This is a genomic window from Tenebrionibacter intestinalis, assembly GCF_016632365.1.
GTDB lineage: Bacteria > Pseudomonadota > Gammaproteobacteria > Enterobacterales > Enterobacteriaceae > Tenebrionibacter > Tenebrionibacter intestinalis.
Genome location: NZ_JAEPBH010000009.1, coordinates 76039 through 97260 on the forward strand (window position 1 = coordinate 76039; position 21222 = coordinate 97260).

At 51.3% G+C, this 21222-nt stretch carries 20 protein-coding genes and 5 pseudogenes; 10 read left to right on the forward strand and 15 right to left on the reverse strand.

Annotated elements, in window-relative coordinates:
* Positions 1-149: 149 nt before the first annotated feature.
* The 3 genes from JJB97_RS05085 to JJB97_RS05095 form a co-directional block, all read right to left on the reverse strand.
* Entirely contained in the window at positions 150-584 is a 435-nt protein-coding gene (locus JJB97_RS05085) for a DUF1090 domain-containing protein (RefSeq protein WP_238712941.1), read from the reverse strand.
* A 207-nt stretch (positions 585-791) separates the two neighbouring features.
* Positions 792-4340, reverse strand: coding sequence for an ATP-binding protein (locus JJB97_RS05090; protein WP_238712943.1), 3549 nt, complete (start codon positions 4338-4340; stop codon positions 792-794).
* Positions 4337-4963: a response regulator transcription factor gene (locus tag JJB97_RS05095; RefSeq protein WP_238712945.1), complete on the reverse strand. Its 627-nt coding sequence runs from the start codon at positions 4961-4963 to the stop codon at positions 4337-4339. Before JJB97_RS05095 ends, JJB97_RS05090 begins: the two co-directional genes overlap by 4 nt.
* A 941-nt stretch (positions 4964-5904) precedes the next feature.
* On the opposite strand from JJB97_RS05095, the gene JJB97_RS05100 reads away from it, so the two are divergent.
* Positions 5905-6054 (forward strand): hypothetical protein, encoded by a 150-nt coding sequence (locus tag JJB97_RS05100; protein WP_238712947.1) that lies wholly within the window; start codon positions 5905-5907, stop codon positions 6052-6054.
* Between the two features lie 455 nt (positions 6055-6509).
* On the opposite strand, the gene lpxP is transcribed toward JJB97_RS05100, so the two are convergent.
* A complete protein-coding gene (gene lpxP, locus JJB97_RS05105) occupies positions 6510-7433 on the reverse strand; it encodes a kdo(2)-lipid IV(A) palmitoleoyltransferase (RefSeq protein ID WP_238712949.1) in 924 nt (307 codons plus the stop codon).
* A 1318-nt stretch (positions 7434-8751) separates the two neighbouring features.
* On the opposite strand from lpxP, the gene JJB97_RS05110 reads away from it, so the two are divergent.
* Together JJB97_RS05110 and JJB97_RS05115 are read left to right on the forward strand one after the other, a co-directional pair.
* Positions 8752-9636 (forward strand): SDR family oxidoreductase, encoded by an 885-nt coding sequence (locus JJB97_RS05110; RefSeq protein ID WP_238712951.1) that lies wholly within the window; start codon positions 8752-8754, stop codon positions 9634-9636.
* Between the two features lie 575 nt (positions 9637-10211).
* Positions 10212-10439 (forward strand): biofilm-dependent modulation protein, encoded by a 228-nt coding sequence (locus JJB97_RS05115; RefSeq protein WP_238712953.1) that lies wholly within the window; start codon positions 10212-10214, stop codon positions 10437-10439.
* Positions 10440-11041: 602 nt separating this feature from the next.
* Here JJB97_RS05115 and JJB97_RS05120 read toward each other — a convergent pair.
* Positions 11042-11473: an OsmC family protein gene (locus tag JJB97_RS05120; protein ID WP_238712955.1), complete on the reverse strand. Its 432-nt coding sequence runs from the start codon at positions 11471-11473 to the stop codon at positions 11042-11044.
* A gap of 740 nt (positions 11474-12213) precedes the next feature.
* Here JJB97_RS05120 and JJB97_RS18720 point away from each other — a divergent pair.
* From JJB97_RS18720 to JJB97_RS05130, 4 genes and pseudogenes are all read left to right on the forward strand, one after another.
* Positions 12214-12405, forward strand: a pseudogene (locus JJB97_RS18720) (S-type pyocin domain-containing protein); the annotation flags it as partial.
* A 75-nt stretch (positions 12406-12480) separates the two neighbouring features.
* Positions 12481-12882, forward strand: a complete 402-nt coding sequence (locus tag JJB97_RS18725; RefSeq protein ID WP_399198111.1) for a hypothetical protein — start codon at positions 12481-12483, stop codon at positions 12880-12882.
* 122 nt (positions 12883-13004) lie between these two features.
* The gene (locus JJB97_RS18730; RefSeq protein ID WP_399198101.1) at positions 13005-13823 is read left to right on the forward strand and encodes an S-type pyocin domain-containing protein; all 819 of its coding nucleotides are present in this window, start codon (positions 13005-13007) and stop codon (positions 13821-13823) included.
* Complete coding sequence (locus tag JJB97_RS05130) at positions 13820-14131, forward strand: hypothetical protein (RefSeq protein WP_238712957.1); 312 nt, start codon at positions 13820-13822, stop codon at positions 14129-14131. The genes JJB97_RS18730 and JJB97_RS05130 overlap by 4 nt, the downstream gene beginning before the upstream one ends.
* A gap of 113 nt (positions 14132-14244) precedes the next feature.
* On the opposite strand, the pseudogene JJB97_RS05135 reads toward JJB97_RS05130, so the two are convergent.
* Positions 14245-14370 (reverse strand): annotated as a pseudogene (locus JJB97_RS05135) (IS3 family transposase); the annotation flags it as partial.
* Here JJB97_RS05135 and JJB97_RS05140 point away from each other — a divergent pair.
* Positions 14367-14729 (forward strand): annotated as a pseudogene (locus JJB97_RS05140) (IS3 family transposase); the annotation flags it as partial. The pseudogenes JJB97_RS05135 and JJB97_RS05140 overlap by 4 nt on opposite strands.
* 33 nt (positions 14730-14762) lie before the next feature.
* Positions 14763-15203, forward strand: a pseudogene (locus tag JJB97_RS05145) (site-specific integrase); the annotation flags it as partial.
* 133 nt (positions 15204-15336) lie between these two features.
* On the opposite strand, the gene JJB97_RS05150 reads toward JJB97_RS05145, so the two are convergent.
* The 9 genes and pseudogenes from JJB97_RS05150 to JJB97_RS05190 form a co-directional block, all read right to left on the reverse strand.
* On the reverse strand, positions 15337-16188 hold the full coding sequence (locus JJB97_RS05150; protein ID WP_238712959.1) for a DUF4942 domain-containing protein: 852 nt from the start codon (positions 16186-16188) through the stop codon (positions 15337-15339).
* Positions 16189-16320: 132 nt separating this feature from the next.
* Entirely contained in the window at positions 16321-16680 is a 360-nt protein-coding gene (locus tag JJB97_RS05155; protein WP_238712974.1) for a DUF5983 family protein, read from the reverse strand.
* Positions 16681-16682: 2 nt separating this feature from the next.
* Entirely contained in the window at positions 16683-17036 is a 354-nt protein-coding gene (locus tag JJB97_RS05160) for a TA system toxin CbtA family protein (protein WP_238712961.1), read from the reverse strand.
* Positions 17037-17099: 63 nt separating this feature from the next.
* Positions 17100-17466 (reverse strand): annotated as a pseudogene (locus JJB97_RS05165) (type IV toxin-antitoxin system YeeU family antitoxin).
* Between the two features lie 47 nt (positions 17467-17513).
* Positions 17514-17735, reverse strand: coding sequence for a DUF987 domain-containing protein (locus JJB97_RS05170; RefSeq protein WP_238712963.1), 222 nt, complete (start codon positions 17733-17735; stop codon positions 17514-17516).
* Positions 17719-18228 carry a RadC family protein gene (gene radC, locus JJB97_RS05175; protein WP_238712965.1) on the reverse strand — a complete coding sequence of 170 codons (510 nt, stop codon included), beginning with the start codon at positions 18226-18228 and terminating at the stop codon, positions 17719-17721. Before radC ends, JJB97_RS05170 begins: the two co-directional genes overlap by 17 nt.
* Positions 18229-18239: 11 nt before the next feature.
* Positions 18240-18704, reverse strand: a complete 465-nt coding sequence (locus JJB97_RS05180) for an antirestriction protein (RefSeq protein ID WP_238712966.1) — start codon at positions 18702-18704, stop codon at positions 18240-18242.
* A 101-nt stretch (positions 18705-18805) separates the two neighbouring features.
* Complete coding sequence (locus tag JJB97_RS05185) at positions 18806-19033, reverse strand: DUF905 family protein (protein WP_238712967.1); 228 nt, start codon at positions 19031-19033, stop codon at positions 18806-18808.
* Between the two features lie 110 nt (positions 19034-19143).
* Positions 19144-19902 (reverse strand): hypothetical protein, encoded by a 759-nt coding sequence (locus tag JJB97_RS05190; protein WP_238712968.1) that lies wholly within the window; start codon positions 19900-19902, stop codon positions 19144-19146.
* Between the two features lie 828 nt (positions 19903-20730).
* Here JJB97_RS05190 and JJB97_RS05195 point away from each other — a divergent pair.
* Positions 20731-21222 (forward strand): YagK/YfjJ domain-containing protein (locus JJB97_RS05195; protein ID WP_238712969.1); only part of this gene is annotated, 492 nt, incomplete at its 3' end.

Genomic DNA, 21222 nt, shown 5'->3' on the forward strand with positions numbered 1-21222 from the left:
CGCCATAAACGGCTATACTGGAAACAAAAACGGCGGAGAAGGTTTCCCTCCTCCGCGCGTTCAGCCAATCAGACAACGCTATCGCTTTTAAAGCTTACTTTTGCAGTGCGGCCAGTTCAGCGCGCGCACGGTTCAGGTCCTGCTGAATTTCACGCAGGTCGGCCTGCTTTTCCGCCAGCTTTCTTTTGTACTTCGCGATTTTCTTGATGTTGCCTTTTCTCTGCGCTNTTTTCCGCCAGCTTGCTTTTGTACTTCGCGATTTTCTTGATGTTGCCTTTTCTCTGCGCTTCACGCAGATCGGCCTGCACTTCAGCGATGTCTTCACGCTTCTCAGCCAGTTTTCTTTCCAGCTTGTTCACATCTTTCTGCGCGTCAGCCAGTACGCTGCTGTTGGTGCAGTGCGCTTTTACTTCCGCCAGCGCTTTTTTCAGGCCGGCAACTTTATAAGCGTTGCCAAAATGCTGCGCGATGCGAATTTCTTTTTCCAGCGCAGAAGCTTTGGCAGCGCAGCTTTCAGCCGCCTGTACAGAAGTCATTGCGCCGATTGAAGCGATAACAGCCAGAGCGGTAATTAATTTTTTCATCTTTTCTCTCCTTTTATTTTTTTGAGCCGTGAAGCGACCGATGCGCCTCCCGTCTCTCCTCGAACAAAAGAATNAATTGAAGCGACGACAGCCAGAGCGGTAATTAATTTTTTCATTTTTCTCTCCTTTTATTTTTCTGAGCCGTGAAGCGACCGATGCGCCTCCCGTCTCTCCTCGAACAAAAGAATAACTCGCCTGTGTCTGTCATTACGATACCGTCTCATCCTCATCACACCGTAGGACGTTCTGCGGTGGCTGTAGTCCTGTCTCGCCCCATTGCTGCAATGCCGAGCGCAATCTGCGCAGCGCCTGTTCAAGCCATACAACGCCTGCGCTGTCTTCCCGGATTTCCAGTTCACGGCAGCGCGCCTCAAGCGTCGTAGCGCCAATCAGTTGAATACCGCCACGCAGCCGGTGTAACGCCTCGCGCAGCGGCGTTTGCGCATTAGCATGCCACTGTGCGATGACCGCCAGCGTATCGTCTATAACCGCTATTTGCAGCATAAGAAAAGTTTTCAGGTTATCGCCTTCGAGCAACGCAGCCGGCAGCGTCTCAACGCTGGCCTTTGCGTCAGGCGGCAGCGCTGCGTTCGGCGTCTCCATATCTGACGCCGGCTCTGCGCCGCATCGCATTGCCTGCACGCCGGAAATCGCCGCGTCGCTTTCATCGCGGGCCGATGGCGCTTCGTCGCTCTGCGCTACCGGCAGGCGAACCAGCAGCGCCTCCAGCGCGGCAAGGGATACGGGTTTAAGCAGGCAGTCGGTCATACCTGCGGCCCGCGCCTCATCATGCACCGACTCGCGGGCGTCGGCGGTAACGCCATACAGCGGCAACGCGGGCCAGCGACGGCGTATCTCCTGCGCCAGGGTATAACCGCTCATGCCAGGCATATTGCAGTCGCTGATTACCATGTCAACATGGGTATGCGCCAGATGCGCCAGCGCTTCTTCGCCGCCGGAACAGCTCAGTGGACGATGCCCCAACCAGCTCAGTTGCTGGCTCAGCAGCAGCCGCCCCGCCGGGTTATCATCAACGACCAGAATATCCAGCGCGCGTCGCCCGCCCTCCGCTACCGGCATATGCGCTCGCTCAGTCGGCAACAGCGGCTCCATAACCGGCAACGCAAGCGTGACCGTAAGCAACGTGCCTTCGCCAGGGGCGCTTTGCAGCGCTATCCCCCCGCCCATCATCTGCGCCAGCGTGCGGGAGATATACAGCCCCAGCCCGCTGCCCTGCGACATACGGTTGTTTTCACCCTGTTCAAACGGCCGAAACAGCCGTGCCTGAAGCGCCTCGTCAATACCTTCGCCGGTATCTTCCACCTCCAGGCAAAGCATCATGCGATCGCCTTCGTGCCATTGCGGACGGGCGCGTAGCGTAACACTGCCGCTGTCGGTAAATTTAATCGCATTGCCCAGCAGGTTGATGATAATTTGCCGCAGGCGCATGGCGTCCACCAGCACGTCTACATTTAATTCCGCGTCAATTTCCAACGCAAACTGCAACCCTTTCTTCACGGCCAGCGCGTCAAACATCATGGCGGCAGATTCAATAAGCTCGCGCAGCGCAGCACGCTCCGGGCGCAGCACCAACCGACCGGATTCAATACGCGCGACGTCAAGAATGTTGCCAATCAGCAGCAACAGCGATTGCGCCGCCTCGCGTGCAATACGAATGGACTGACGATTCTCCTCGGTGTCACCGCCGCGCTGCATAACCAGCTCCAGCATCCCCACCACCGCACTAATGGGCGTACGTATTTCATGGCTCATGGTCGCAAGGAACGTGCTTTTCTCCCGGCTCGCGCCGTCCGACCGGCGTTTGGCCTGGCGCAGGGCAGTAATAATGGCGCGCTGGCGCGTAATATCCAGCCAGCCGCCAAGTTGCCAGCCGCGCCCTGCAACCGGCGCGCGCCACAGACGCAGGCGCTTGCCGTTATGCGTAATGGTTTGCGCCCCTGGCCGGGCATCGCTCAGCCATGTTTCCAGCATCGTGCCGCACAGTTGCGACGCATCCACCCCCAGCGCCTGGCGCAGCGCGGCATTACCCACCAACAGCCTGCCGTTTCGGTCACAGGCATATACGGGCGCGGGAACAGCATCCATTATGCGCATCAATCTGCGCCAGCGCTGGCGCCATAGCCAGAAGCCAACAGCGCCGCATATCACCAGCGCCGCCATAATAAAGTACAGGTTATAATTATCCTCCCTGGAGGCAGACGCGAAACTGTTGTTGGAAAAGCCGCTGCGTGTCAGGGCGTGCAGATCTTCAGGCGGAATGTTTATAAGCGCTTTATTAAGAATGGTGATAAGCGGCCACGCCTGGCGCGATGCGCCGAATGCGAAGCGCATAGGATCGGCATCAAGGCTTGCAAGGATTTTCAATGATGAAAACGCCTTTTGCGTCAACTGCGCGTTTGCGACTATTAGCGGGACTATCATCATATCGCTCTCGCCGCGCGCCACACGAGACAGCCCCTCATGCCAGGTATCTGCATGCTCGATCTGCCCAATGCCCTGGCGTTTAAGCCAGGCTTCCGGCGCTTCGCCGCGCAGGCTGACAACCCGCTGGGTGAGTACGCCGCGCCGATGATTATGGCGACCGACCATCACCCAGGAGTTGTAAAGCCAGGTGCGCGTGGTCAACAGATTAGCCTGCCAGATGCCCTCTTGCGTACCGCCCGCCACCAGTTCGCTTTTGCCGTTCTGCACCGCGGCAAAGGCCGCCGCCTGCGAAGGGTAGCGCTGGATAACAAAATGAAATCCCGTACGCAGGCGCAGCGCGGTCAGAATATCGGCAATGGTGCCGTGCAACTGCCCCTGCTCATCGAAAAACGCCACCGGCGCATTATCTTCCGCCACCGCCACGCGTATACGCGGGTTCTCTTCTATCCACTTTCTCTCAAGCGTCGTGAACATAGGCTGCTGTTCACTTAACGACAGCGGAATACCGCCGCTCCAGCGGCGGTGAATTTCCACGCTGATGCTCTCCGGCAGTTCGCCAAGTACGACATCGAGTATCTCAATCCACGCGCGCATTCTTTCCGGCGCGGCAAACGAAAAGCCGCTGCTTTTAAAAGCAGGCGAAATGGGCCGAATGCTGAGGTTACTGAGGTTTGACTGGCTAACCAGATAGCGCGCGGTAATGGCGTCACAAAAAAACAGATCTATTTTTCGAAACGCCAGCGACTCCATAGCGTGGCGCGCGCTGGAAAAAACCAGTTCGGCGGCATGTGGATAACGCGCCAGTACGCGGTCACGATCGTAGACCGGATACAACGCCAGACGTTTTACCGCATCGCCGCTGACCGCGGCGTCGTTATTGACAACTTCCACCGCCGTATTTTTACTGTAAGGCTTACTGAGCAGCAGCCCGTAGCGCTTTTCGTTATCGCTGGCCTGAGCAATAAAATCTGCGCTTCCGTCACGCAGCGCTGCCAGCGCGCCATCGTAGCTCCAGTAGCGCGACACCTCGATTTCCACGCCGAGGTTTTCAGACAACAGCCCGACAAAATCAGCGTTAATACCGCCGTAATCATTCAGGCCTGTGGTGATATCATAAGGCGGCAGCATAGGCTGCCAGACGGCAAAGCGCAGTTTGCGGTGTTCACGTAGCCAGCGCCACTGCTCGGCGCTCAGACCCGGGTCTTTCAGCTCTTCGGTGCTACGGGATAACAGTTGAAGTTTGACAGGCTCTTGTGCCGCATAAACATGAAGGGTGAAAAGACACAGTATCGCCAGCCAGAATGCCCTCATTTTTCCTCCTCGCCGTCGAGTAGCGCGAAAAGTTGCTGCAAATCTTCCGCCCCGCTTTTTTGCAACATACGCGCTTTATAAGTACTGATGGTCTTATTACTGAGCGCCAACCGTTCGGCAATTTCTTTATTGCTTTTGCCCTGACGCAGATAGTTCAGTACTGCAATTTCGCGATCGGAGAAGCGCTCCAGCACTTCATCGCCGTGGGGAGTATCGCCGGTCGCCCGCAGCGCTTCGTTCAGTATACCGCCAGGAAAACAGCTATAACCGTCCAGAATCAGGTGACAAAGCGGCTCAACGGATGAGAGCGACAGGCTTTTATTGAGAAAACCGTCAGCGCCGGCCTGAAGCGTGCGCAGCGCATAAACGTGAGCAGGCTGGTTAGTGAAGATCAATACCTTCAACGCGGGGAAATGTTGCTTAATACGCGGCAGCAGCGCAAGGCCATCGGCGTTGCGAAGATCGAGATCGAGAATAAGCAATTTGGGAGCATCGTGATGAATTCTGGCGATGATATTTTCACCAGAGGAACTTGTTACGGTAAATTCGCCGCTTTTTTCTAACAAGACCTTTAGGGCAAAACAAATAGCTGGATGATCGTCAACAAGTAATACCGGAATCATCTTATGCGGCTCCACTTCCCTGTACATTTATTTTTTTAACGTTTTCCCGACGTGCCGCTACAGCAGACAGGGTGAAACGTAGTTTCTTCCCTACCGGGGCTGATAGCAGATGGTCGCATCCAAACACCGCCGGGCTGGTAATTATAACGGACTGGTGAACCTATGCCGATAGGTCTGCTCTGATTAATCTCACTATTCGCACAACGATCGCGCTTTTCAGGCGTTAAAAATTCAGATTGCTGAATATTTATCACATAATTTTAAAGAATAAATCCACACGTGCTTAAGAAAAACCTTACCACAATTCTGACGTCAGGGTATTGATTCACCGTGAGCAGAGGAATTCCCGTAACAAAGCGATAAATATGCAAAATATTATTAGCGAGCGCCAACACGTAAAAGTGGAAACAGAAGAAGGCAATAATGTTAAGCATCACCGCCAAATGCAGTGCGAAGCTGCGTAATGCCTGAATAGAGTCACAGGAAAAGCGCGGTCAGAAAAACGATAAACATACGGGGAGAACCGGGGGGTTGATACGTATGACATCTCTTAATCAGGGTACAACACGGCAACAATCGGTGCAGAAACAATCAATGCGGCGCGATTTTCTGACCGCTGTCGGCCACGCGCGCATTAATGCGCGCTACGCATAAAAAACAATTATAATACAGAGCGTTTGAAGCCAGTCTGTTTGATATAAAAATGTATGCCTTCTCATGGCATTGATAACAACCGGAGAATAATATGCCCCAACCCGCGACAGCGTCAGTCATGAAAAAGCGGGCGTCATTTCAGGCATAACGGCTGGTAATTTTCCGGAGCAGTCCGACGTCTTCCTGTTTGGCGTTTACGCCACGTCTATTCCTGACGCTTTGTTTCCCGTCAGCAGCCTCTCGCCTCGCTGACGTTGGCCTTTGCCGACTTCGGCGCTGGATTTCTGATGCGCCCGCCCGACGGTTATATTGACGAAGTAGAACATCGCAAGGGGCTTACCATTATGCTCTCTATCATGGTCACCGGCGCTGGCCTGTGGGCGTCAAACCGGACGGCGTATCGCCCGGCCTGGCGAAAACCGCCAGGCTGGCCGTAAGGGATTGTATACAGGCTGGCACGCCACCAGCAGATAGCAATTGTTACCGCCGCCGCGCGGCGAGCAGGTTGATGCGGTCATTATGGTAGACCACGCGTTGGATGCGCTTATTAAACAAAGGCGCATCGTTCCCTGTTCACATATGGCGCTTACGGATTCGCATATCGGCGCAACGGCTTTATCCCCGGCGCGTTATCACGTTTATCCATGCGCCAGCGCAATGCCGACTGAGAAAACAGTACCGCCTCTGCCCCCAGGAAGGCTGCCGGCTCATGCCGTGCGCGGAAAGCCTGCAAACCGTTTAAATCAAAATTGTTAGCCAGGCATCATGCAAACTTGCTTAAAATCTGGCAAATATGTCGACTCAAATAATTAACAAAAATGGCGGCATAACTAGCGGTAAATAAAAAAAACCGCTGTACGGAACCAGACTTTTACGCAACAAAAAGCGTCCGTTACACGTAAAGTGAGCCCTGGCCCGTGGGCCGGGTTTTAAACCGACGGTGTACCCACAGATATTGTTCCGGCGCTCGCAGAATTTCACGTTCAATAACCTGATTCATCCAGGCCGCCGCCGCTTGCTCATCGCTACGCGGGTAATCGGTCATCTCCGGGCCTATTATCAGCTTATAGCCGCTGCCATCGGTCTTGCGAATCATGGTGATGGTGAGCATAGCCGCCTGCGACAGGCGCGACAGCACGAAAGTGCCGTTCGTGGTAGCCGCATCTTTTACCGCAAAAAACGGTGCAAAGGTGCTGCCGCACGGGCCGTAATCCTGATCCGGCGCAAACCACACCGCTTCGCCATGCTTAAGCACGCGCACCATTTCACGCAAATTGCGGCGATCGATCATCGCTTTATTAGAGCGCATACGCCCGCGGGTCTGCACCCATTCCAGCAGCGGGTTATTATGCGGACGATAAGTCGCCATCATTGGCTGACACAGCCCCATAACACGGCCGCCCAGCTCCAGCGACATAAAATGTACGCCCACCACCATAACGCCGCGCCTGTCGTGCTGCGCGGTAGTAAGGTGGTGCAATCCCTGCACATCGAACCAGCGACGCACTCTTTTATCAGGCCAGAACCACGCCATGCCGGTTTCCAGCAGCGCCATACCAAGGGAGACAAAATTGTTCACGACAAGCTTATCAATTTCCGCCTCACTCAGGCCGGGGAAGCAAAGCGCGATATTACGTCGGGCGATACGCTCACGGCGCTTAAGGAAAGGCCGCGCGCCGCGCCCCAGCGACGCCCCCAGGCGAGCTAACAAAGGGTAAGGCAGTTGCACCAGCAACCAGAGCGCGCTTAAGCCAAACCACACCAACCAGTACCGGGGATGCAGCAGAGCCGCTGAAAACAAGGGCGTTTTTTTCATACATAAAGCCTTCATACGGTGAATGGAAGTACCGCATGAAGGGAAAATAAACCCACAGCGCTACGCATAAAAACTGAGACCTGCCTCCCGCTAAATAATTCACGAAAAATTGTGAAGAACTGTGGAGAGAACGTGATTAAATATTAATGAGGGGGCATCCTGCGGAATATCAAAACACTAAAAGCCTCTAAAAACAATGAGTTGCAGTTGTAAGCGATTAAGCAACGAGGTGAATATAACATAAATAGTACGGATATACTTTTGTTTTACAGTTTTTTTACTGTCCAAACTTCAAAAAAGAATACATACGATGGATCCATTTATAAAAATAATGATTCCCGCATATGTTAAATAAATGAGTTAATTGTTCTCTCCTCCTGAAAAAACAAATCAGAAAAAGTCTGTTTACATTGTAAAGAAGCGAAATATGGCTAAATATATCGCAAAAGCGGAGAAGAGCGACAACCCTGTCCGCGTCTGGCGCTGACGCGCAGGGGTAGAGAATTAGTCATTACTTTTCCGACACGCGCTAGCGCGCCATTTTGGCTTTGCTGCTGACATGCCCGCCCGTTGCCTGTCCGCCTGTGATATTATCCGCGCGTTTTACCTTCCCCCTCCTGTAGCCGCCTTTTCGATGCCCCGTCAACGCAGGCAACTTTTTATAACGCGGTAAATAACGATAGCGGCAAAGCGCGGATTACCCGGTAACGTTTCCCCGATAAAGGCCTGCATATCAGCAGGCTTTCGCGATCGCCCACAAAAAACAACCTGTTACGTATTTCCGTTCAGCGTTTATTCGACGCTGGTGTAACACCAGGGAAAATGTGAATAACAGCGCCGTTAAATTAAGAACGCTCCGAAACCTGTCTCCGGGCAAGTAAAATCCTTCCTCACCTGGCGACGCTTATACGACTAATCGTGGGCAAACTGCCATCCGGGAATTTATTCTTTTACCTTTATACAGCGTTTTTTCTCGCGGAATTAAGTAAGCGTTAACAATTTTTCGCGCTCTGTTTCTCTGCTTTTTTTCATAAATACGCGTAGCGCCCTCAATACATCTGTTATCGGAAATTTATTTTTCTCGCGCATCGCAGTCACAGCTTTATGCTTCACGCGTGATAACAACAGCGAGATTTTCACATTTAACTTATAAGAAAGACGACAGAAAAAAACGCAACGACGTATCGGGAATTAAACACAACGGAGATCTTTCTTATTGTTTCCCCGTCTCCCGGCCAAAACTCGCAAATATGCCCATCCACAACTATCTTTACTGTTCGCTTATTTACTTCTAACCACTTGCAAACGGGACAAACCTATGAAATCAGATGATAAGCAGTCTTCTCATTTTCCGGCACCACCTTTTGCAGAGCAGCCGCAAAAAGCGCCTGGCCTTGCCTCCAGAATGGAGCCTACGCCGGATCACGGCGAAACGCGCTATCAGGGCCACGGGAGACTAAGCGGAAAAAGAGCGCTTATCACTGGCGGTGATTCGGGCATAGGGCGTGCGGTCGCCATTGCATTCGCTCGCGAAGGGGCCGATGTAGCAATCAACTACCTGCCGCAGGAGGAGGAAGACGCAAAGGAAGTTGTGGCATTAATTGAAGCCGAGGGCCGCAAAGCCGTAGCCCTGCCGGGCGATCTGCGCGACGAGACATTTTGTCAACAGCTTGTTGATAACGCCCAAAGCCAGCTTGGCGGGCTGGATATCGTGGTTAATAACGCCGGTCGCCAGCAGCACTGCGAGTCTATTGAGCAATTGAGCACAGAAGATTTTGACGCGACGTTCAAAACCAACGTTTACGCGCCATTCTGGGTTACCAAAGCGGCGTTAAAGTATCTTCAGTCCGGCGCGGTTATTATTAATACCGCCTCTGTGCAGGCTTATGAACCGAGCGATATTTTGCTCGATTATGCTCAGACAAAAGCGTGTAACGTCGCTTTCACCAAAGCGCTGGCAAAACAGTTGGGTAAACGAAATATTCGCGTTAACGCCGTGGCGCCAGGCCCCTACTGGACGCCGCTACAGCCAAGCGGCGGGCAACCGCAGGAAAAAGTAAAATCTTTTGGTAAATCAGCACCGCTTGGGCGCCCCGGCCAACCGGTTGAAATTGCCCCCCTGTATGTCCTGCTGGCAAGCGATGAATGCTCCTATGCATCAGGCCAGGTCTGGTGTTCTGACGGCGGAACCGGCACGCTGTAACCGGCCTTTGCGCTGTATAAGACGGTGTCGCAAAGCGACGCCGTCAGGTTGTTGACAAAGAAGGAAAAACGGAGTTTTCCCTTCTTTGTGGCAAGCAGGTTAAAATCAATACATTGATTTTCATTATTTTTTTGCTTCATCCATCCTGGATGCGACAGGATGGGACTTGTCAGCAGCCTCACGGCATCGCAAAGCGACGCCGTGTATTTACGTCTGCCTTAACGCCGCGTTGTCCAGTTTGTCCTTCTCTTAAGGTTTCACATATGGTCTGCGGTCCCCTTCCCGCATTTACCAGGCTGGCGGACACAGCGGCGCTGTTTGCCAAACGCAGTAAACGGTACGCCTGTAGCCTGTTTTTTCCTCATGATAAAAAAAGCTCTCAAAACGCCCGTACCGTGTCTCTCCGCCACTGGACATTTAATTAAAAAAGCCGTATCGCTTTTATTCTGCCTCTGAGTGGGCCTGATTAGGATGATCGGAAATTTACATAACTCAGATATATCTCTATAGTCATACGCAAAATCCGGATATTTAATTCACTTTTCAGCGGTAGTGACACGGAAAAGGAGGCGCATATGCACACATATTTCCCGGCAGAATCGAATACACATTCGGTTCACCCCGTACTTATTGAAGCCATTAAACAGGGCCTGCGTGCAAAAAATGGCAGCGTCACGCAGGGTGACGTGCTAATGGAGCTAATTAAATGGGTGGAAGCCAGCGATAACGCTATTCTTTCAGATATTTACCAACAAACCATCTATTATATCGTTGAGGGGCGCGACGAACCACAGGCGCGCTAACGGCAATAAAAAATAGATATTTATATAATATGAGTAGTTATTCAAAAACGGCAGGAAAAATAATTCCGGGGGAATAATTTTATTCTCCCCGGTACGCTCACCCGCCTTTTCCCGACGCAGATATTTATTTCCTCCTGAGGTAAACACATTACATATCCACACTGGCGCAGATAATGTGACATTCGCCTCGATAAAAAGCCGCAATGGAATAAAACCCGTAGAAAATATATTTATAACGCTTCAGTCGGCGGCAAGATACCCGCTCACCTTAGCTTTAATGCTCCTCTGCCAGACCGCTGCGCGTCCAAAAGCGTTACAGTACAACGCTACGCATGTAGCCAGCACGGCAAAGACGAGGTTGTGCTGACATTAAGCGCACGCGGCTACGGCAAAGGTGCTGGAAAATCCAGCGCCGCAGCCTGCTGACAAGCCCTATCCTGTCGCGGAAAAGTTGGATGAAATACAATGAAAAAATAAGGAAAATCAAAGCATTGGTTTTCTCCTGCTTACCACAAAGAAGGAAAAACTCCGTTTTTCCTTCTTTGTCAACAATCTGAGGTGCTGGAAAATCCAGCGCCGCAGCCTAAACCAGCGTATCGCCATCAGGCAATCAGTTCGTAATCAAGCGTAATTTCGGCATTCAGCAGTTTTGATATCGGACAGCCCGCTTTAGCTTTCTGGATAATATTATCAAACGCCGCCTTATCAACGCCTGGTACCGCTACTTTACTGTGCAGCGCCACTTTCGTTATCGTAAATCCGCCATCCGCCTTATCCAGCGACACCACAGCTTTAGTATCAATTGACTGCGGCGTATAACCAGCCTCACCCAGCATCAGCGAAAGCGCCATCGAAAAACAGGCCGCATGGGCCGCGCCGATGAGTTCTTCAGGATTGGTGCCCGCCGCCCCTTCAAAACGGGTGTTAAAGCCGTAAGGCTGTTGCTTTAACGCGCCGCTTTCGGTGGAAACGGTGCCTTTTCCTTGTTTAATATCGCCTTCCCAGTGTGCCTGCCCACTTTTATTGATGGTCATGATTCACTCTCGTTTAACACAAACAAACAGTGAGTATAGAAGATGACAACGCTTCTGGCGCCGCACCGATGAGCCCCGGCCTTTACGGTTACTCCGCCGCCGCACTTTCATCTCCTCCCTTAAAGCACGCCTTTTTGCGCCATCTCCTCAAGCGCCAGCGCCGGTCGCACGTCACTGTCCTGCTGCGACATCTTTTTGCGTCTACAGGATTGAACAATAACAATCAACCTATTGTTTTATATTACTATTTTTAGTTTAAAAAACTCGGCATATCCCCAAAGATTACCCCCCTTTATATTTGTGACAATGGTTTTAGTACTTTTTGTGCGCAATGTGACGTAGCGGAATCGCGTCTAACAACAAGGTTGAGACTGCTGACAAACCCCATCCTGTCACAGACAGGGTGGATGAATTACAAGAAAAGACAATGAAAATCAATGCATTGATTTTCTCCTGCTTACTACAAAGAAGGAAAAACCCCGTTTTTTCCTTCTTTGTCAACAATCTGAAGGTTGTACTTTTTTGACGGATGTATACAGAGGAATAGCTCTTCCAGGCCAGGCACAGTTCCGGTTAACATTTCACCAGAGCATCAATGGACAAAGAAGCTTAACGTATGGATACGCAACACACCGACAAAATGCTTACTGCTGTTCTGGTTTGACCAAATCAACCTCTGTTTATTCTTAAAGACAAATCCGCTGGCCTGTTACATGTACAACCTGTGGTAGGGGCGTAATATGGGCTACCGTTCTAACGTTCATGGACGCGGCCAGGCTTTGACCGGTGATCTAACAACTACAGGCGCTAAATGTATTGGCTCTCTACCCAATTGCACAGAACATGATAGAGGGGTTGTCAGACAGGGAGACAAAACAACGCGTTGTCCGAAATGCGGGCAATCTGGCGTCATTACTGAAGGAGATTCGCGCAGAACATGGATGGGGTTTCCAACCGCTGTGGATGGTGCCCATGTTCTGTGTGCCTGCCCTCCTGGCAGTAATCGTGTGATAGCCCCCCTGGGCCAGTGGCTCGGCCAGGGAAAATCTCCCTCCGAACTGGCGCAGGAAGCCCAGGCAGCACACAGAGCCGTAGCTCTGGCGGCAAGCCTGGCTGCTAAAAAGCGGGAGGAAGAGGAACGAGAGCGCAACCGGGTTTTCGCAAAATCCTGCCTGCGGGACAAAGGCTGTACCGACGCAGGCGACGCGCCGGAGCCGCACACCAACTTTGCCGCAATGGCCTTTTTCCAGGCCATACCTGCTGACGACCCCGCAACCGATGCCGAAACCCCGCAGCATGCGCAGAGCACAAAGAAAAAACAGCCAGCCGAGAAATCCCTAAACCAAAGGAACGCAGCATACTCTACAAATGGCTGTTTGGCAGTGAAAAGGAACGGGATTATCAGATAGCTTCAGCCGCAGCGGCAAGTGCTGCACGGGTACAGACCGCTACTCAGGGGGCCAGTATTCTCCGGCCTGTCGCCGGGAGGCTGACAGGCGTTGGCGGTACATGGGCGGCACGGGCTGCAGGTGTGGCTGCGGGCGGTGCTGGCGCACCATTAGCGGCCTTAGTCGTGGGCATGATGCCCGGCAGGCTTAACGACGGGGAACAGGATTTTATTGACCGCATACGTGCGGAACAGATGAAAGAAGCACCCACTCGCGTTCGTTACACCTGGGAAACAGATGAGTATGGTGACCTGACGCCTTACGGCTGGCACACACCGCCGGGTAATGACATGGTGCGGGTGCGCAAAATGGAATGGGACGGCTCCCGCCAGGCTTACACCTTCACCACGGAAGAAGACGAACCTGTTACCCTTATCTGGACTCCAGACAGTTCCGGCGTAAACGTTCCGTCCAATACCGGGAATCAGACACCGCTACATATCCCGTCAACAATCATTGTTAACCCCTTGCCGGACAATACCCAAATTGACGCGATCACCAGCCCGACACCGGAAGAAAAGACATTTGCAGACTACATCCTGATTCTGCCGCTGCCGAATATTCCACCGATTTATGTGTACCTGAATGAAAACAAGACTTCATTTGTTCATGGTCATAAACACCACGCGCCTAAGCACAAATCCTGGAAAGAAATAATAGAAAGTACTAAGTCAGGCCCAGCCAAATTCAGGCCACAAACAGATATTTCAGCTATCGATCACGATGTTTGGAAGGATGGTATTAATTCAACAAAAAAACAAAACTGGAAGCTTAAGGAATTTGACGAAATTGTTGGTGCTCACGGAGGGAAAGAAACGAGATGGGTTGTAACTAAAGAATCCCAGGGAACTATACACTCCCATCCAATCTCTGAAACAGATGCGAGGAAATTACTAAAATGAAAAAAAATTATAAGATCTTAGGTTTTACGTTCCTAATCGAGGAGCAAAAAATACATAATACACTGAATGAATTGGATTTTTTATCCACACCTCAGAGTCAGGAATTTAATCTTGATGAAGACCTACTACAATTTAAGTTAGATAATGAAACAACTATTGATATTGGCTGGTATCCATCTTTTGATGCGAATGGAAGGTTCGTTGTTCAACGAATAAAAAACTCCGACTGGGAGAACCCAGAGAAATATATCGAGGTCAAATGGGATAAATCCTTGCTTTTGGAGGCGCTAAAATCTGTTATGAACTAGTTAGGCACCAGGAAAGAAAGTAAATTAGCAACCTTAGACAAGGTTAACAATAGGCCCTGATTCAAAAGAGCCTCAAAAAAACAGGCATCAAACTGGAACTATCAATGTAGTGGTCAACAAAAACTGGCCACCGCGTTAGAATTTTTCCAGTATCTATTTTCTGATTCGTTTGGTGGCAACCCACCGTTATATTCGTGCGGTCTGAGTATGCTGTAATATACAACGATATAGTCCGTTATTACGTGAACTGGCGCTGGATGCCCTGATGATGGCCGTCTGGCGACATAAACCCACAGACCAAGTCATTGTGCACTCATACCAGGGCAGCCAGTACGGCAGTGACGACTGGCAGCGATTCTGCCGGGCCAATAACCTTGCCCCGGGTATGAACCGGCGTGGCAACTGCTGGGATAACGCGGTAGCCGAATCGTTCTTCAGTTCGCTGCAAAAAGAACGGATCAGAAAACACATCGATAAAACCCGGGATCTGGCCCGGGCGGATATCTTCGGTTACATTGAAGTGTCCTACAATCGGACCCGGCGCCACAGCCACCTCGGCGGCGTCAGTCCGGAGGCCTTTGAACAGGCCTCGTCGTGAGGACAGAATTTGTCTACGGTTGGGGGCAGTCCAAAGTCTAACCGTGCTATAGGCATAGCGCGGAATGACACAGCCTGCAAGGTTTTGCGTGACCAGACAGGAAAGCATAATAAATGGGCGCTTGTTCACACTAAAGCATGGCGTCGCCCTGACGGATCATTAACTCCAGCGATCAGAAAGATGCGTGTTGATGACAATAACGCGTGGTACGCAGCCCTGGAAAACGCAGGTATTGAAAATTTCCGGTTCCATGACCTACGCCATACCTGGGCAAGCTGGCTGGTTCAGTCTGGTGTTCCGCTATCGGTGCTCCAGGAAATGGGCGGCTGGGAGTCAATAGAGATGGGGCTCAAATATGCTCACCTCGCACCAAACCACCTGACCGAGCACGCCCGTAAAATTGACGCTATTTTTGGTGGCAATGACACAAATACGACACAAGGAGAAAATCAGGCAGGCTTGAGGATTACTTAACTTACTGATTTTTAATCCCTACAGGATTCAAACACACGCATTATCTTCATGTTTTATATGGATAAAATTGTATTCGATAAAATTTATACCAACATTTATACCAACAGATAAATTTGTTAGAAAATACAGCCCATTATCGTTGGGCCAGCATACCCGGATAATGTAGGGCAATGATATCATTCATTCGCTCAATCAGATCTGGCCGTTTAAACGTCAGGTGAGCGGTGCCCTTCTGAAAGTACCGTATCTCCATATACTCATCCTCAAACACCTCTGACGAACGCCGGGCGTCATCGATGTGCTTCGCGAACCGGCACGGGAGGTCGCTGCGGCTCTCCGGGACGGGCTTTCCGTCGAGCAGACTGAGCATCCGATCCAGATCGGCAAGCTGATCGCGTCGGTGTCCCCAGTTCATATGAAATCCCCACTGGTCGTGTCTGACCAAACCAGTCACGATAATTTTCTTTCCGAACCGGCAGGGACTGTTACTTTTGTAGTCCCAGCTCAGGCTCTTAAACACATTGATAATCCCCCGCTCAAAGACCGCCGATTTACTCTGGTGCAGTTGCTCAAAGGTGCTGAGAATATTCTCTTCGCTGATAGCCGGGATTTCATCCTGCTCCAGGCTTTTGTACCACTGGTCGCGGGCTTCAGCATCCATCAGCGCAATCATCCCGGATTTCAGCATCAGGTCTCGCCATATACTGCGATCAATATTGCGGGTGATGGCCTTCATTGCGGTTTCCACTTTCTCCGTGAACCAGCAGTCATAGCGGTGTCCCTCGCGCATACCCCATTCCTGTGCCGTACCACCACCAATGGTGCTGGTCAGCGCAGAGATGTCATCCAGCTGGTGAATCAGGTCGTTAATTTGCGCCAGCGCGGCGTTACGTCCGGTGACGGTGCGCTCAATACTGGTGGAGCTGATAAGTTCGGTATGGCCGGTCAGAATTTCGGCATTGATGTTCGTTTGTAAGTCGGTCATCGGGTTTCCTTATAAAAAGCAAAACGCCAGCCGGATAAGGGCTGGCGTCAGATTGCTGACAAACCCCATGTTTCTGCATGGGGTTCTTCTTTTGTCGCGACCGCAGGTCGCGATCGCGATATTTTTCCGTTATCACCCCATCAGGGCCTTTTGCCAGCCCGGCGGCGTGTCGTTCCGTACTGATAACCCTTTCAGGCACCCGTACAGACAGTAAAAAAGCGCCAGCAGCGCCATCTTCTTCATATACAGCAGGCGATTGTCGTCAGTCGTGATATGTGCCGTGCTGCAGCAAATCCCCGGCAGTGAGGCTCCGGGTGGTAGCGGAGTCCCGGTGACGATATGTCCTGGTTTGTCTGCAATCCGTAACGTGCCACCACTCTGATTAATGGCATCCACAAGGTCAGCCAGCGTCACGCCCTCCATATCCACGGCGAGTTGTCCGTTACTGAGAGGCAGTACGCTGGCGGCCCTGGCCTCCACACAGACGGTCATGTTCACCGGGCCTCCCGGGAGAGCAGACCCGCTGTCGGTGAGGCCATCAGCCCGGTGGCCTGTCTGGCCCGCAGGGTATCCAGCGCCGTCAGAAACGGTGACTGAGCCTGCTGGTCGAAGCCATGGCGGTCGGTACGGACCAGCTCATACTTTTCCACCATAAAGTTCACGGCATCCGCCAGTGTGATACCGCCGTCGATATGCGCCCGGATAACGGCGTCATCGCTGAATGGGGTGTCGCCAAGCGCCAGCCCGTAATGGCGGGTCAGCAGATATTCCAGCAGGGTCTGCCAGACGGTGACCGGTGTCGGGCACGGCAGGGCCGCCTGCCCGGTGTTTGCAGGTTGCATGTGCATGGGAATGTTCTTTATTTCAGTGAATGGATAAAAGCCGGAGAGAGTCCGGTGGAAGTGAGGGGCTTAACCGCCAACAGCGGCTGCCGGGTACAGGGTGATATACAGATAACCGCAACTGCCCCGGGTATCGGCGTCACAAATCAGACCATTCAGGCGCAGCGTGACCTGCCCCTGACGGCGGGGGATTCAGCTCACCCGACTGCAGTTTCTGCTCCAGCTGTTTCATCAGCAATGGAAAGGCCTGCTCCAGACGCAGGGCATCGTCATCGCTGAAGGTGCCGGTGAACCCGGCCCGGTCGGACAGGAAATGCAGCCGGTGGCCCTCCCGGACCAGACGGGCGCCAAAGCGCGGCGTGATATCACTGCGCAGCCCCCATTCCGGGCAGGAGTTATTCTCCGGTGAGGTACCGGATATGGATTGAGTGTTCACGGGAAATTCCTGTTATGTATGGTGCCGGAGTGGCACGGTGGATGTAATCAGTTAAGGGTGACGCTACGGAGAACGACATACGGGCCATTGCGGTCCTGCCAGCGTTCAGCGAAGACGGCCAGCACACCGGGAATATCCTGCACCTCCCGTCCGTACCAGTGGCAGACGCTGCCGGACCAGCTATACCTGCCTCTGCAGAAGCGAAACAGCCGGGATGCAGGATGCTGGCGGTATATCACCATGGCCTGGCGTTTACTGATGATTTTCACCGGCACCTCCTGACAGCCAGCCCCGTTCAGCGAACGAGACGATGTCCATCCCGCCCACCACCAGATGGTCCAGCAGACGGATATCAACCAGCGTCAGCGCCTCCTTCAGCCGCAGCGTTATCAGCCTGTCGGTCCTGCTGGGCTCAGCGCTTCCTGAGGGATGGTTATGTGCCAGGATGGCGGCAGCGGCATTGTGCCGGAGGCCGGACTTCACCACTTCGCGGGCATGCACTTCGGTGCTGTTGATGGTGCCCTTAAACAGGGTTTCTCGGGTAATCAGGCGGTGCTGGTTATCGAGCCACAGCAGCGTAAATTCCTCGCGCTTCAGCAGGCTCATCTGCAGACGCAGCCAGTCGCGTACTGCGCTGGTGGAGGTGAAGGCAACACCGGGCTCGCGCAGCTGCTGCTCCAGCAGGGTCAGCGCCCGTCGGATGGTGCGCTGTGCCGCAGGTGTCATTCCGGCGCTGAGCGGTGAAACGGTTGCCGTATTCATGGTGAGGCTCCTCAGTCGATGATGTGCATAATGGCGCGGCATTCCGCATGGCTGAGCGCATAGTCCCGCAGACGGTAGTAGTGCTCCGTCATCGCGTCTGACTCAGTGCGGCAGGCATGGTGGCTGTAGGCCAGCAGGCAGGCGGCAATCCCGGCTGCTTCGGCACTCATTTCGGCACCGTTGCCATTCATGGGATTAAACAGCCTCCAGGGCTCATTGCTGCCTTCCTCACTTTCCGGCACCATAAAGGCACCACCATTGCTGAGGGTGTAGAAATTCCATATACCGCCGTGATAATCGGCACACAGACGGTCCATCCAGGCGAAGATACGGGGCTCAAGGGTTATCCACTGTGGAATGGTGCCGAAGTGCTGCGGCCAGAAACGCAGACGCTGTTCATCTGCAACGGGCGTAGCGGTTAGGATGGTCGTGTCATGTGCGGCAGCGGCGGTCATATTCACTGTTTCGGTATGCATTAATCATTATCCTTCTGATGGCAGAAATAAAAAGGCCACGCTTCCCGAAGGAACGCAGCCTGTCTGTTATGGGTGTATTGGATTAACTGCTGGGGTTTACGTTACTTTGGTATGCCGTCGCTTTCGATAAATTTATTCAGCCACAAACCTGCATCAGATTCGAAATTCCAGGCTCGCCATACCATCAAGCCATTCCGGCGAATAACCAGACGAAAGTGTGTGCCCTGGTCATCCTCGATCGCGACATTGAGACAAGCCGCAGCGACAGTTTCTGCCTGAACTCGGGTAAAAGGCCCTGATGGTAATAATCCTGAGTGAAGTGGTTTCATAGTTATATTCCATATCAGTAATGAGTATATTCACCCAAGTGATATAGAAATAAATAATTTTCCATATTAATAACAGACCTCAGGGAAAATAAGAACTGAGCCAATACACCTTACTTTGGGATCATCTTAACACGCGTGCTTGTATTCATACTTACACCTGCCTCAGTTTTCCCAATCTGAGTAAATTTTACTCTGCTCACATTGCTGGATATATCCACCCCCGCGAGGTGAAGATACACACCAGTTTTTTTATCATCTAAGAGGGGATCACTCACAGCAATAAATTCGAATTTTTTCTCATCCAGAGTCTTAGGGTAATTTAAGCCAAAACGATTAACCGGGATGAAAAATCCTCCAGCATGATCGGAAGAAAGTGTTTTTTCTAAAACTAAAGCCTGTAGTTTTTCTTTCTTTCCCCGCTTAAAAAAGTCTAAATACTTACGGTATCTGATTTTGGTTAGATCATAGCACCCACCATATTTAAGCCATAACTCTTCAGTTAACTCAAAATATATTCCTGTGCAGGAATAATGTCCCTCTATGTTAAGCCCCCCCGCATCATTGTTCGAAAGGCTATAACTAATATCCAGGCCAAGTTTTACGATTACGAATCGCTTATTATCATGTGAGATCACCCGTTCACGTAGCAATTGAGAAAATGAGTTTTTAATTTTTGAATCTATTTCAGCAAAGATGCTTTTTTTAATCAGATTTTTGTCGCGAATGTCCGGGCAAAAAGAAAAGCCTGAACTAATAGGTGAGGGCAGTGGGTTATGGCTTACAAATGGGGCAAATGAGGCACCTGTCTGTATCAGGCTGCCGGATTGCTGTTGATCAGAATTTTGTAAGTCCTCCTCTACCAACTCCATGATTTTCCTTGAATGGGTACGACTTTGAGATTTTGCTCGTTCGTTAAAGCGATCAAACAACTTTTCGTTCGTGAAGTAGGTAGAAACAGTACGCTTAAACGCCATCTTCTTTTACCCTTATAATTAGAATTCGTATAATACCTATACGGTATTAATCCCCTAAAGTAAAGTACTTTAAAATAAAGTAATTAATATAAGTAAAGTCCTTAATTTAGTAAAGTACTTTTTATTTTCAAATAAAATCAACCTAATGTCATAGTCTCTTTTCAGCAGAAAAGTTGATGTTGTCGTTTGCTATAGCACGCGCAAGACGGGGCTGGTTCTGTTGTTCACTCGTTGAGCGAACTTCATAAGGAAATCCTGGTGGGCTCAACACAATGATAAACAGCAAAGAATAACCACTTCCCAACACCACACTGGATGGCTCTTCCCTTTCATCTCACTAAATGGCAGAGGAGGAAGGTGGTGAGGCTGATAACTTATGAGCTGCTTTGCTTGCTACACTTGCAATAGTCTTCTGATCGCAGATATGGCAAGGGACGAAAGGCGGTTATGTCGATGGCAACAGTGATCTTTCACTGCCGGGGTTAATATTATTGGTATGCAACACTTTTACCTGTTTAAAGAAGATCTGAACCCTCTGTAAGTAACAGTAATCCCCCTTCTAAAGGTACAGCCTGTAACACAGTGGATGGTTAGCTATGCCAACTACCACTATAAGCAGAGCAACCTGAGTAACGGGTAACCCTGAGAGTGAGCTATTGAAAAATCACTACAGGGGAATAGCTATTGAAGCTTGATCAATAAACCCGTTACTGAGGAGCCCATATGACAGGATCTACGACAAATACCACGATTACCCACAACACAGAGAACGATGGGGTGTTGAACCCTGACCACCTGAAGCGTCTGGAAGAGCTGCTGGGGTATGCCACAAAGGAATATGCGCGGGTTTTAGCCTTTATGGTGGGGTTGAACCTGCCGACTACCGGAATCCACTGTGGCGATGATCCAGCGGTGATAACGCGCTTTGTACTTTCAGTTAATGCGCAATTTAAAGCCTATATGAAACGCCGGAAAAAGGCGGGTAAGCGAATTTACCCCTGTAAGCTGTTTTATGCCTGGGTGAGAGAATTTGGCGACTGGAACGGCAATAAGCACTACCACGTCATGATGTTGGTTAACCGGGAAGTATTTCGAAAAACGATGCTGGATTTTCGTAGTGAAGGGGAAAAGCGGGGGTTGCTGGCGCGGATTATTTACCGGGCATGGTTTAGGGCGTTGGATTTGACCCTATATATCCAGACACCTTTTCTCTCT

Coding starts and splice junctions, on each gene's coding strand:
- lpxP (WP_238712949.1), bottom strand. CDS start 7,433: ATGAAAAAAACGCCCTTGTTTTCAGCGGCTCTGCTGCATCCCCGGTAC.
- JJB97_RS05115 (WP_238712953.1), top strand. CDS start 10,212: ATGCACACATATTTCCCGGCAGAATCGAATACACATTCGGTTCACCCC.
- JJB97_RS05150 (WP_238712959.1), bottom strand. CDS start 16,188: ATGACCGACTTACAAACGAACATCAATGCCGAAATTCTGACCGGCCAT.
- JJB97_RS05120 (WP_238712955.1), bottom strand. CDS start 11,473: ATGACCATCAATAAAAGTGGGCAGGCACACTGGGAAGGCGATATTAAA.
- JJB97_RS05100 (WP_238712947.1), top strand. CDS start 5,905: ATGCGCCCGCCCGACGGTTATATTGACGAAGTAGAACATCGCAAGGGG.
- JJB97_RS05185 (WP_238712967.1), bottom strand. CDS start 19,033: ATGAAACCACTTCACTCAGGATTATTACCATCAGGGCCTTTTACCCGA.
- radC (WP_238712965.1), bottom strand. CDS start 18,228: ATGAATACGGCAACCGTTTCACCGCTCAGCGCCGGAATGACACCTGCG.
- JJB97_RS05180 (WP_238712966.1), bottom strand. CDS start 18,704: ATGCATACCGAAACAGTGAATATGACCGCCGCTGCCGCACATGACACG.
- JJB97_RS05190 (WP_238712968.1), bottom strand. CDS start 19,902: ATGGAGTTGGTAGAGGAGGACTTACAAAATTCTGATCAACAGCAATCC.
- JJB97_RS05155 (WP_238712974.1), bottom strand. CDS start 16,680: ATGACCGTCTGTGTGGAGGCCAGGGCCGCCAGCGTACTGCCTCTCAGT.
- JJB97_RS05130 (WP_238712957.1), top strand. CDS start 13,820: ATGAAAAAAAATTATAAGATCTTAGGTTTTACGTTCCTAATCGAGGAG.
- JJB97_RS05095 (WP_238712945.1), bottom strand. CDS start 4,963: ATGATTCCGGTATTACTTGTTGACGATCATCCAGCTATTTGTTTTGCC.
- JJB97_RS05160 (WP_238712961.1), bottom strand. CDS start 17,036: ATGCACATGCAACCTGCAAACACCGGGCAGGCGGCCCTGCCGTGCCCG.
- JJB97_RS05090 (WP_238712943.1), bottom strand. CDS start 4,340: ATGAGGGCATTCTGGCTGGCGATACTGTGTCTTTTCACCCTTCATGTT.
- JJB97_RS05110 (WP_238712951.1), top strand. CDS start 8,752: ATGAAATCAGATGATAAGCAGTCTTCTCATTTTCCGGCACCACCTTTT.